Origin of the sequence: Blattabacterium sp. DPU, from assembly GCF_011290385.1 — a bacterium.
Classification (GTDB): Bacteria; Bacteroidota; Bacteroidia; order Flavobacteriales; family Blattabacteriaceae; genus Blattabacterium.
The window spans coordinates 30,320-43,310 of sequence record NZ_CP049785.1; the positions used below are offsets into that span (position 1 = coordinate 30,320).

A 12,991-nucleotide genomic window follows, 5' to 3' on the forward strand; every position below is an offset into this window, starting at 1 on the left:
AATTAAATAGAAAAAAAGAAGAATTTTAAATTTACGAAAAAATGATTCAGGCTAAAAATATTTACAAATTTTTTGGAAAAGAAAAAATTTTAAAAGGAGTAAATATTATGGTTAAAAAAGGAAGTATGGTGTGTCTTTTAGGGGAATCCGGAGCAGGAAAAAGTACTTTACTACATATATTAGGAACTTTAGAAAAACCTACAATAAATAGAAAAATAAAAACTACTATAAAAATCAATAAAAAAGAAATATTATTTCTTACGGATAAAGAACTTTCGATATTAAGGAATGAAGAAATAGGTTTTATATTTCAAACCCCTCAACTTCTTCCTGAATTCACTGTATTGGAAAATATTTGTTTACCAGGATTTATCAAATCAAAAAATGAAAAATATGTGAAAAAAAAAGCTAAATATTTATTAAAAAAATTAAATTTATATAAATATGAAAATTCTAAAATAGAAGAGTTGTCTGGTGGACAAAAACAAAAATTGTCCGTAGCAAGAGCTTTAATCAATGATCCCAAAATTATTCTTGCAGATGAGCCTTCTGGAAATTTAGATATAAAAAATGCAGAAAAATTACATAATTTTTTTTGTTTTCTTAATTATCAATTAAAACAAACTTTTTTAATTGTTACTCATAACCTACATTTAGCAAATATGGCTGATGAAAAACTCAAAATAGAAAATGGAATAGTGTCTAAAATTGATCAATAAATAAATTTATGCTTTTAAAAAATCAACTTTCTATTAAACATATTATAAAAAAATCCGTAAGCGGAAACGAAAATACTCTTTTTCTAATGATTCACGGATACGGTAGTAATGAAAAAGATCTTTTTTATTTAGAAAAAGATATTCCAAAAAATTTTTTTATAATTAGTATTCAAGGTTTATATTCTATTGGAATAGACAAATATTCTTGGTATGATATAGACTTTAATGATGAAAAAAAATTTATTAATATAATACAGGCCAAAAAAACTATTGAAAAAATCTCATTTTTTATACATGAAGCTATAAAAGAATATCAATTGAAAGAAAATCCGATATGGATATGTGGTTTTAGTCAAGGAGCCATTTTAAGTTATGCAATAGCATTAAAAAATTCTGATAAAATCAAAAAAATAATCGCTTTAAGTGGATATTTAGAAAATCGTCTTTTACCCAATAAAATGAATGATTGCACTGATTTAGAATTTTTTATATCTCATGGAAGATATGATACTATAATTCCTGTAAATTGGTCAAAAGAAGGATTAAAATTTTTAAAACAAAAAAAAATATTTTCCTTCTTTTATAAAGAATATGAATCTGGGCATACTTTAAATAATTTAAATTATCAAGACCTAATCAATTGGATTAAAAAATCATTAATAAATAAGAATTTGAATCATGAGTAAATATTCAAAAATGACATTTTTTTTATTTATTTTATCAGGATCTATTTTCTTTTTTTTTAACAAAAGTTATTTATATGGATATATTTTACTTTTATTTAGTTTTATTCCCATTTTTTTTATTTTTAGGAATGAATTTTTATTATTAGCCTTTCTTAAAATACGAAAAAAAGATATGAAAGGATTAAAAAAATATTTAGGATATATTAAGAATCCTCAATTACAATTGACTAAAAATCAAATAGCTTATTATTATTTTTTAAATGGAATTTTATATTCAGAAAATAATATTTCAAAATCAGAAAATTATATGCAAAAAGCTTTAAATTTAGGATTAAAATTCAAACAAAATATAGCTATAGCAAAACTAAATTTGGCTATAGCATCCTTATCAAAAGGAAATAAAAAAAGAGCTGAATTTTTATTATCAGAAGCAAAAAAAATGGATATTTCTGGGTTATTACATGATCAAATTCAAATCATAAAAATACAAATGAAAAAAATGAATATAGGAAATATAAATAGACCTAATCCTTACATTAGAAAAAAATTTTAAAAAATTTTTATTTTTTCTTTTTTATGAGGAATTTTAATTTTTCCAATTTTTCCAAAAATAGGTTCGATTGAATAAACATATCTTATTTCAGATTGAATAATATTAGGATAAAGATTTAAATAATCGGAAGATATGAAAGGAGAAATGATAAGTATTTTATTATTGTTTTTCGCGACTTATTCTAAATTAGGAACGAAAAAAAGTACCTATAATGACATGTATTTTTGAAAAAAAATATAAATGTATAAAGTTAATAATTTTTCTTTTTTAACTATACCCCTTTATTTTTTGCTACTCACGATAAAATAATAAAAAAATGAGAAAAATTTTTCTCATGTATTTTTATAATTCTAATTTTTTAGAAATATTTTCTTCGCTTTCTCCCATTAAAAATTTTATAGGATTTTCTATAGATTCCTTAACAGAAACTAAAAATCCTACAGATTCTTTTCCATCAATTATTCTATGATCATAAGACAAAGCTAAATACATTATAGGGCGAATTTCAATTGATCCATTAACTACAATTGGTCTTTCTATAATTTTATGCATTCCTAATATAGCACTTTGAGGAGGATTTATAATAGGAGTAGATAACATAGATCCAAATATTCCTCCATTAGTAATAGTAAAAGTTCCTCCTGTCATTTCATCTACAGATATTGTTCCATTATGAACACGTGTAGATAATTTATTTATTTCTTGTTCTATGCCCCGAAATGATAAATGTTCAGCATTTCTAATTACGGGAACCATTAATCCTTTAGGTCCAGATATAGCAATACTAATATCATAATATTCAAAATTAACTTTTTCTTCTCCACTAATCATAGCATTAACATCTGGATAAAGTTGTAAAGCTCTAACACAAGACATCGTGAAAAAAGACATAAAACCCAAATTTACTCCATGTTTTTTTCTAAAAATATCTTTATATTTTTTTCTGATAAGAAAAACTTCCAGCATGTCTACTTCATTAAATGTAGTCAGAGAAGCCATTTGATTTTTAGCATAGACTAGCCTTTCTGAAAGTTTTCTTCTTAGAGAAGAAAGAGGACTTCTTGTTTCGGGTCTATACATTGTAACCGGTATATTAGAATCAAAAGAAATTTCATTTTTTTCTTTTTCTAAATAGAAAATACAATCTTTTTTTGTAATTCTGCCATGTTTTCCAGTTCCTTGAATAGATTCTATAGAAATATTTTTTTCTTGTAAAATTTTTTTTGAAGCGGGAGAAGGAATTTTAAGATCTCTAGAAAAGACTTCTTCTATATTATTTTTTTGTTTTCCTTGAACATCTATTATTTTTTCTTGATGCTTTTTTGTATTTCTTTTAGAAGTATCAATAATACATAAAACATCTCCTACTCGAACTCTTTCTCCTTTTTTCACCATTAAAGTGATTATTCCATTTTCTTCTGCAGAAATCTCTAAAGTAGCTTTATCTGAATCTATTTCTGCTATTATTTGACCTGTACTAACATAATCTCCATTTTTCACTAGCCATGTGGATACTTCTACCTCTGTAATCGATTCTCCTGGAGAAGGTACTTTGACCTGTATTATCATAATAAAATATATTTAAATTTCAAATAAAAGCTTTTTCTAATATTTTATTTTGAATTTTCACAAAATCAGGATAAGATCCTGTAGACGGACTAGAACTTTCATATGGAGCTATTAAATTGAATGACATAAAATTTCCTAATTTTCTTAAAATAAAACTCCATAATCCCATGTTTTCTGGTTCTTCTTGAACCCAAAAAATTTCTTTTTTATTTTTATATTTTTTTATAAGTTCTTCTATTTTTTTGATTTGTAATGGATAGACTTGTTCTATACGAATTAATGCCGTTTTTTCATCTTGAATAGATTCTCTTTTATTGAGTAATTCATAATATATCTTACCAGAACAAAAAATTAATTTGGTAACTTTTTTTATATCTCTTATATAAGGATCATCCAATATTTCCTGAAATATTCCTGTAGCAAGATCTTTAATTGTAGATAAACATTTTGCACTTCTAAGTAAACTTTTAGGAGTAAATATTATAAGTGGTTTACGATATTTTAATTTCATTTGTCTTCTTATAAGATGATAAAAATTAGCTGGAGTAGTACAGTTTACTACAAATAAGTTGTTATTAGCACAAAGTTGCAAATAACGTTCAATACGAGCGGAAGAATGTTCCGGTCCTTGTCCCTCATATCCATGAGGTAATAATAATACAATCCCATTTCTAATTTTCCATTTATTCTCTCCAGAAGAAATATATTGATCTATTATAATTTGTCCTCCGTTAACAAAATCCCCAAATTGAGCCTCCCATAAAGTTAAAACATGAGGAGAATACATTGCATATCCAAAATCAAAACCCAAAACACCATATTCTGAAAGAGGAGAATTAAATATTTGTATTTTTCCTTGTTCTATACAAATTTGATTAAGAAGAATAATTTCTTCCTCTTCTTCTGTTTTAACAATAGCATGACGCTGAGAAAATGTTCCTCTTGCTACATCTTCTCCCGATAAACGAATATGAATTCCTTCATATAAAAGTGTTCCATAAGCTAATAGTTCAGCCATACTCCAATCCACTAATTTTTTTTTAACCATTTCTAATCTTTGTCTAAAAAGAAACTCCGTTTTTTTAAAAAATTTTTTCTTTTTTGGAAGAGAAAAAATTTGATTTGATATTTTCATGATTTTTTCTATAGGAAACCGTGTATCTACTTTTTTAAAAATTTCTTCATTATTCAATACTATAGGAAAATCTTTCCATTCTTCTTCTAAAAAAGAATTCAATATGTTCCATTTAATATTACTCGCTTCATGATATTTTATATTAAGAATATTAAAATATTCTTTTTCCATATTTTTGATTTCATTATCATTAATAATTTTTTCTTTTTTCAATTTTTCTTTATATAAATTGTAAGAATTAGGATGTTTGGAAATAGTTTTATATAAAGAAGGTTGAGTAAATCTAGGTTCGTCTCCTTCATTATGTCCATATTTTCTATATCCTAATAAGTCTATAAAAATATCTTCATGATAACGCATCCTAAAATCTACAGCAAAATAAATAGCTCTAACAACAGATTCAACATCATCTGCATTAACATGTAATACTGGAGACATCAGGGTTTTTGCTATATCAGTGCAATATATACTGGAACGACCTTCAATAGAATTTGTGGTAAATCCTATTTGATTATTAATTACAATATGAATCGTTCCTCCAGTTTTATATCCTTTTAATTTAGACAATTGAAGAACTTCATATACAATTCCTTGACCAGATAAAGCTGCATCTCCATGAATCAAAATAGGTATAATTTTTTCTGAATTACTATTTCGATTATAAAGAATATCTATTTTAGCACGTGTAATTCCTTCTACAATAGCATTTACAGATTCTAAGTGAGAAGGATTAGGAACTAAACTCATTTTAACATATTTACCTTTACGAGTTTTTCTAAGACTAGAAAAACCTAGATGATATTTTACATCACCAGAAAAAATTTTTTCTTTATATTCTTTTCCTTGAAATTCACTAAATATATGAGAATAATTTTTTTTAAAAAAATTAGAAAGTATATTTAAGCGCCCTCTATGTGACATACCAATTATAAAATCTTCAGTGAGATATTTATCAGAAGTATATTCTATCATTTCTTCTAATGCAGGTAACGTGGACTCATTTCCTTCTATAGAAAATCTTTTTTGACCTACAAATTTTGTATGAATAAAATTTTCAAAGGTAATTGCTTCATTTAGTTTTTTTAGAAAAAATTTTTTATCTTCTGTGGAAAATTGCAATTTTTCTTTGCTAAACCATTTTTCAATCCATTGAATTTTTTCAGGATTAGAAATATATATATATTCTATTCCAATAGATCCGAAATAAATGTTTTTCAGATGATTAATTATATTTTTTAATGTAGTTTTTCCAATTCCTATTAATTTTCCAGCTTCAAAAGTTGTATTTAGTTCTTTTTCAGATAATCCAAAATTTTTTAAATTTAAAGATGGTATATGCTTCCTCCTCTTTTGTATGGGATTTGTATTTGTGAAAAAATGACCTCTTTTTCTATAATCTTGAATTAAATTATATACTGAAAATTCTTTTTGAATGTCAGGAGATTCTGATTTTATAACATTTTTTTTAGAACCTTTATAATTTTCTTTTCCAAAATCAAATCCATGAAAAAATGCACTCCAACTTGATTCTATTGAATTAGGATTTTCTTTATACTTTTTATATAAAAATTCTATATCTTTAAAATGAATGGTATTTAGAAAAGAATATCTATCATTCATACACTATTTTTTACTTCAAATTTAAACATTTTAAATCTCTATTTAAATCTATATCAAAGTTTATCATTATTTTTAAAATAATTTTTTAATCTTATTGTATTTTTTAAAATTAAATTTAATCCATTTTTTCGATTTCCCATAGCTGTGGAAAAAGAAGAATTTCCCCAATATTTTCCATGTATATGAGTAGCCATTTCACATATTATTTTATGAGCATGAATATTCCTACTTTTAATAACAGAATCAGAAATAGATATAAAAACAATTACTTTTTCATCTTTTATAAATCCTACAATCATAAATAAATTATGAATTTCATGTCTTAAATCTAAAACTATTTTTTTCATAATATTTATTTCTTCTTCTTGACAAGGATCAATTTCGCATATATATTTTACAGAAGATAATTGTATAGCTTTTAAAGAATACTCCTTTTTTAAAATTTTTATCTTTTGTAAATAAATTTTTGATATTTCTTGTTTTAATTTTTCATTATGATTTTGTAAAAATAAAAAACTTTTTATAGGAGATTCTGGATTTTTCATTATTTTTTTTAAGGATTCATATTGATATCGAATAGATTTTAAATGTTGAATTGCTTGATTGGAAGTAATTGCCTTAATCCTACGTATTCCATGCGATACAGAAGATTCTGATAATATCTCAAAAACTTGAATTAATCCGGTATGTTTAACATGTGTTCCAATACATAATTCAGAAGATTCTCCAAAAGTCACAATTCGAACTTTTTGTTTGTATTTATTTTCAAATATTTCATTAAAATTAAAAAAACAAATATTTTTTTTAGCCTCTTGTAGAGAATTAAATATTTTTTCTTCTAATAAAAGATCAGATAAAATTAGTTCTTGAACTAAATTTTCTATATGAAATAATTCTTGAGAAGTTATTTTTTTATAATGAGAAAAATCAAATCTTAAATAATTGTCTCCAACATAAGATCCTTTTTGTTGAATATGAATACCCAGAACTTTTTTTAAAGCAAAATGTAATAAATGAGTTGAGGTATGATTTTTTTCTATTTTTTTTCTTCTATTTTTATCAACTATAGCTTTAAAAGAAGAAAAAATATCTAAAGGTAATTTTTGAACATAATGTATAATAATAGAATTTTCTTTTTTAGTGTCAAAAACATCAATTTTTTCCATTTTATTTCTTATAATACCCGTATCTCCTAATTGTCCCCCTCCTTCAGGATAAAAAGGCGTTTTAGAAAAAACTAATTCATAATAATGTATTTTTTTAAATTTATTTTCTACTTTTCTATATTTCAATATAAAAAAATTACATTCTGTAAAATTATATCCTATAAAATCCTCTTTTTCATACAAATTTTTATGCACTTCAATCCAATCTTTTTTTATAATTGAATTATTTTCTTTTTTGGATCTTTCCTGTTGTTCTAATAATTTTTTTTGAAATGATTCTTCATCAATGTACAAATTATTTTTTTCAACTAATATTTTAGATAATTTTATGGGAAATCCATAACTATCGTACAGTTGAAAAATTTTTTTTCCATCAATAATTTTTTCATTTTTTCCTTTATATTCGTGGATTATATGTTTAATTTTTTTACTTCCCTTTTCAATAACATTAAAAAATGAGAATTCTTCTTCTTTAAGAATATTCTGTATATGTTTTTTTTTCTTTTCCAATTCTGGATAAGAAGTATTCATTTCTTTCACTAAGGAATCTACAAATTGATAAATAAAAGGTTCTTTTTTATGTAAAAAACGAGTAGCAAAAATAACGGCTCTTCTGAGTACTTTTCTGATAACATAACCTGCTCCATGATTAGATGGTAATTGTCCATCTAAAATAGAAAAAACAATAGCTCTCAAATGATCTACTATTATTCTAATAGCCACATTTTGATGAAAATCATTTTGATTATAACCGTTACCTAAACAATTTTTTATATCTAGAATAATAGGATAAAAAATATCAGTTTCATAACTAGAAATTTTTTCTTGCAAAACCATGCATAATCTTTCCAATCCCATTCCTGTATCTATATGCTTTGTAGGAAGCATTTTCAATGTTCTATCTGATTGTCGTATAAATTCTATAAAAACGAGATTCCAAATCTCTATTACTTTAGGATGTTTTTTATTAATAAGATATTTACCAGGTAATATTTTTTTTTCTTTTTCATTCCGTAAATCTATATGAATTTCTGAACAAGGACCACAAGGCCCTGTTAATCCCATTTCCCAAAAGTTTTCTTTTTTTCCAAAAAATAAAATATTATTTTCACTAATTAAAGTTTTCCAACAATTAAAAGTTTCCTTATCCATAGATAATTCATCTTTTTCATCACCCATAAAAACAGATACATAAATATTTTGATTGGAAATGTTATACTTTTCAATTAATAATTCCCAAGCCCATTCTATTGTTTCTTTTCTTGAATAATCTCCAAAAGACCAATTTCCTAACATCTCAAACATAGTGTGATGATAATTATCATATCCTACATTTTCTAAATCATTGTGTTTTCCTGTTATTCTAAGGCATTTTTGAATATTTGCTATTCTTGTATATTTTGGTTTTATATGTCCTAAAAAATAATCTTTAAAAGGATTCATTCCGGCATTAACAAAAAAAAGAGAGGGATCATTTTTTAAATAAATGGGAAAAGAAGGAATGATTTTATGTTTTTTTTTTTGAAAAAAACTGAGAAAAGTATCTTTTATCAATTTATATTTCATTATTATTTATTTAGTTTGATGAACTATCCTTTTTATACTTATATTTGGGAGATTGTTCTATAGAATCCATAATTTTTTCCATGATATGATCTGTTGTATCTTTTTTTAGATCCAATTGAATTGGTTTTTTAAATTTCATTTTTTGTAAAACTCCTTTTTTTTTGATACGGATTCCTTTTTTATCATAAGCTTTTTGAAATCCGTCAATTACTATGGGAACAACAATAGGATTATACTTTCTTATTACGTGAACTATTCCTCTTCGTCCAGGAGCAAAAGCTTGGGTTGTTCCTTGAGGAAAAGTAATTAACCATCCATCATTAATAGCTATCCCCATACGAGTAATATCAGATAAAACTGAAGGATTTATTTGTTCTTTTCCTTTCATCCAAGGTCTTTTTACAGTAATACCTCCCGAATAAGTAAATAATTTAGTTAAAATACCCTGATTCATAGTTTCTTTAGCTGCTACATAATATAAATTAACTTTAGGATTTAAAAGATAAATAGGATTTCTAATACTATTTACAAAACCATTTTTTACACTGTAAAATACGTGAAACATGGCAAAAACATCAGCAAAATATGTTTGATGATTGGATACAAAAAGAACTTTTTTATCAGGTAAATTTTTTACATATTCAGTTCCTTCCAAATGTAATTGATTGAATCCGTTATAACGATTATAAGAAATACATCCAAAAGTAAAAATTAAAAAACGTTTTATAAAATGCAAATTACCAAATGCATCCCTAAATAAAGTACTTTTTTTTTTTAAATGTTTTTTGAAAAAAAACGAATGAAAATTCACTGTTTATTTATATATTTTTGTTTTTTTGAATGAAAAATATGATAAAATAGTGATAATCAATATAATTATCAAACTATAATATATCCAATCAGGAATAGAAACAGAATCTCCTTTTGCATAAGAATGTAATCCTGATAAATAGTAATTTACTCCAAAATAAGTCATTAAAATAGAACTTACGGATAATACACTGGATAGATTAAAAATAAAAATGCTTCTTAAATATGGAATTAAACGAAGATGCAATACAAAAGCATAAATCATTATACTAATCAAAGCCCAAGTTTCTTTAGGATCCCAACTCCAATAACGTCCCCAACTATTATTAGCCCAAACAGAACCTAAAACAGTTCCTATAGTGAGTAAAAAAAGTCCTATGATCAAACATATTTCATTAATAATAGTTAATTTTTCAATATGGATATGAATTATTTTACTATAATTATGAAAACATATTTTTAATATAAAAAAAAGTAATACTAAAAATCCTAAAAATCCTCCTGTTAAAAAAAAACCATAACTGGATGTTATTATCGCTACATGTATAATTAGCCAATGAGATTTTAAAACAGGTACTAAATTAGTTATTTCTGGATCCATAGTATTTCCATGTGCTATCATTAGTAAAATGGATGCAATTAAAGTTGTGATTCCTGATACAAATTGATTTTTATAAAATATTAAACCAATTCCAATTAACCCCCAACTTATGAAAATGGCAGATTCATATCCATTAGTCCATGGGGCATGTCCAGAAATATACCATCTAGAAATTAACCCTAAAAAATTTAGGATAAATAAAATAAATAAAAAGACAACAAATATTTTAGAAAAAAAATATGTGTTTTTTTTTTCTAAAAAAATTCTTAAAAAAGAATGAATAATAATTATTATTCCAAAAAAAGCATATAGAAAAGATAATATATAAAATATATTCAATTTATTATAAATAATTTCTACAGAAATTTTATTTTCTGAAGGTAAAATAGATTTTGCATATTTTAATTGATATGATCGTATTTTTTGAATTTCATTATCCGCAATACTCCAATTTTTTTCATTTTGGGATAATGATAAAGATTTAATATAATTATTGAACATGGATAAACCTAAAAGATTCAATTTATTTGAATCTAAAATCCAACTAGACCAAGTATGATTAGGATCATGAGGAATAGGAAAAATCCGTATATATTTTCCTCTGAAAATTTCGTGTATTATTCCTACACGTTCACTTAGATTCAATACCGCTTTGTCATATTCATTTCTTTGAATAGGATTTTTATAAAAAGCTTGTTCATAATCTTCTTGTAAAAGAAATTTGAGTCTTGAAGTTTTTGAATCTATAAGATATAAATCTATAAGAGAAACATAATATTGTTGATTTGCTTTTACTTTACTTAAAAATTTAGATCCTCCTTTTTTATCAACTTTTATAAAAGGAATTTTAGTCCAAAAAATATTATCTTGATGTATAGATAGAAACCATTGGTTTGCATCCAAATTTTCTATGTAATTTTTTTTGTATATTTTTTTAAGTAAGTCAATAGCAATTGTATTTATTGGTTTAATCCTCCCTTTAGGATCTTGTACTAATAAACGTCCAAAATTATCACTGTGTTTTTTAGGAATATGAATAGCTTCTAAGATATTTTCTAAAGGAATTTTTTGGGATTCATGTATTTTAGAAAATACCAAATTATTATGTACCCCGAAAAACAATATAAATAATATTAAATAATTTTTACGTGACAAATATTTTAATTTCTCTTTCAGATAACTAAATCTAGTACCTTTACAAAAAAAAGTCAAAAACATCCCTATACTCATAAAAATATAACCTATATAAGAAAAGTATGTTCCCAAATAATCATTATTTACAGAAAAAAAAGTTCCTTTTCCATCTGGATGGTATCCAGATTGAAAAAATCTAAATCCTTTATAATTTAAAACATTATTCATGTAAACTAAATAATTTTTTCTATTATTTTTGTTTTTATCTATTAATGTTACATAACTCATGAAAGTAGACGGAAATCCGGAACCGGGATAATTTTCTACTTTGAATTTTTTCAATTTTATAAAAAAAGGAAGATTCCAAAAAATAGATCCATATCCAATGGATATTTTACAATCTTTAAAAAATAAAGAAGGACTCATATTTGTTGTATTCTTTCCTCCTAAAAAAGTGACTAATTGAGATTCATTATTATAAAATATTTTTGCCGTAATAGCACTTAATTCATTATTTTTCTCATGATCATGCTCATGATCATGGTCACATGATTGGATATATTTTAGTTTACCTCTGGTAACTCCTTCAGGAATAACCCATTGCATTATTTTATGATGTTTATCTATTTCTATTTGATATAGATTCTTTATTTTCAATAAATTATCATTTTTTTTCAATAAAAAGCTGGTTTTTCTATTTATCATGTTTATGCTTTTCCCTGAAAAAGATGATCTTATATAAAGTTTATTTTTTTTTTCAAAAATTGAAATTCCAAAAGGAATTTTTTTGTTAAAAGAAAATAAAATACCATTTATACTTGTGATATCTCCATTTTTTATAAAATTATCTGTTCTTCCTTTTTGATTTGTTGAAACTATTTTTATAATTTTTTCTTTGGAATTATCTTTTGATAAAATCACTTTTGCACATGGTATATAATTTATGACTTTGACTATAAAATAATTTCCATGAAAAAAAAATTTTTTTTGATATGTTTTGTTAAAAGAAGAAAAAATATAAGGATTATAAAAAAACCTAGTGGAACCCCCTTTATTAATTTTTAACTTAATATAATTTTTTTTAGAAAGAATTTTTCCATTGATTTCTCCTTCTCTAATAGACATTGTCCCTTCAAAACCATAATATCGAGAAAAAATTCCCCCAATAAAAATTAATACAAATGATAGATGAAAAATGAATAAAGGTAATTTATTGTAATTCCATAACTTATATTTCCATATATTTCCTATTAAATTTATTATGATAAATAACATAATAATTTCAAACCAAGTGGATTCATAAATAAATATTTTTGCTACATCTGTAGAATATTTATTTTCTACAAAAGTAGCTATAGCCATAGATATGGCTAATAATAAAAATAAAAAAGAAGTAATTTTTGTGGAAAAAAAAATTTTTTTTATTTGCATT

Annotated in this window: 8 protein-coding genes; 3 read left to right on the forward strand and 5 right to left on the reverse strand. The window is 24.0% G+C overall.

Going from position 1 to position 12,991, the window contains the following annotated elements:
- The first annotated feature begins 41 nt into the window (after window positions 1-41).
- Genes G9C01_RS00145 through G9C01_RS00155 form a run of 3 tightly spaced genes read left to right on the forward strand, consistent with a single transcriptional unit; the run spans window position 42 to window position 1,958 of the window.
- Window positions 42-719 carry an ABC transporter ATP-binding protein gene (locus G9C01_RS00145; RefSeq protein WP_166264850.1) on the forward strand — a complete coding sequence of 226 codons (678 nt, stop codon included), beginning with the start codon at window positions 42-44 and terminating at the stop codon, window positions 717-719.
- 8 nt (window positions 720-727) lie between these two features.
- On the forward strand, window positions 728-1,405 hold the full coding sequence (locus tag G9C01_RS00150) for an alpha/beta hydrolase (RefSeq protein WP_166264853.1): 678 nt from the start codon (window positions 728-730) through the stop codon (window positions 1,403-1,405).
- The gene (locus G9C01_RS00155) at window positions 1,398-1,958 is read left to right on the forward strand and encodes a hypothetical protein (protein ID WP_166264856.1); all 561 of its coding nucleotides are present in this window, start codon (window positions 1,398-1,400) and stop codon (window positions 1,956-1,958) included. Before G9C01_RS00150 ends, G9C01_RS00155 begins: the two co-directional genes overlap by 8 nt.
- Before the next feature lie 342 nt (window positions 1,959-2,300).
- Here the strand turns inward: G9C01_RS00155 and odhB are convergent, their stop codons facing one another.
- From odhB to ccsA, 5 genes are read right to left on the reverse strand one after another with little or no spacing between them, the layout of a single operon-like run.
- Window positions 2,301-3,527: a 2-oxoglutarate dehydrogenase complex dihydrolipoyllysine-residue succinyltransferase gene (gene odhB / locus G9C01_RS00160; protein WP_166264859.1), complete on the reverse strand. Its 1,227-nt coding sequence runs from the start codon at window positions 3,525-3,527 to the stop codon at window positions 2,301-2,303.
- A gap of 19 nt (window positions 3,528-3,546) precedes the next feature.
- Window positions 3,547-6,282, reverse strand: a complete 2,736-nt coding sequence (locus tag G9C01_RS00165) for a 2-oxoglutarate dehydrogenase E1 component (protein ID WP_166264862.1) — start codon at window positions 6,280-6,282, stop codon at window positions 3,547-3,549.
- A gap of 53 nt (window positions 6,283-6,335) precedes the next feature.
- Window positions 6,336-9,014 carry an alanine--tRNA ligase gene (gene alaS, locus G9C01_RS00170; protein ID WP_166264865.1) on the reverse strand — a complete coding sequence of 893 codons (2,679 nt, stop codon included), beginning with the start codon at window positions 9,012-9,014 and terminating at the stop codon, window positions 6,336-6,338.
- Window positions 9,015-9,024: 10 nt separating this feature from the next.
- Window positions 9,025-9,825 (reverse strand): lysophospholipid acyltransferase family protein, encoded by an 801-nt coding sequence (locus tag G9C01_RS00175; RefSeq protein WP_166264868.1) that lies wholly within the window; start codon window positions 9,823-9,825, stop codon window positions 9,025-9,027.
- Between the two features lie 3 nt (window positions 9,826-9,828).
- Entirely contained in the window at window positions 9,829-12,990 is a 3,162-nt protein-coding gene (ccsA, locus tag G9C01_RS00180) for a cytochrome c biogenesis protein CcsA (RefSeq protein ID WP_166264885.1), read from the reverse strand.
- Window position 12,991 lies beyond the last annotated feature (1 nt).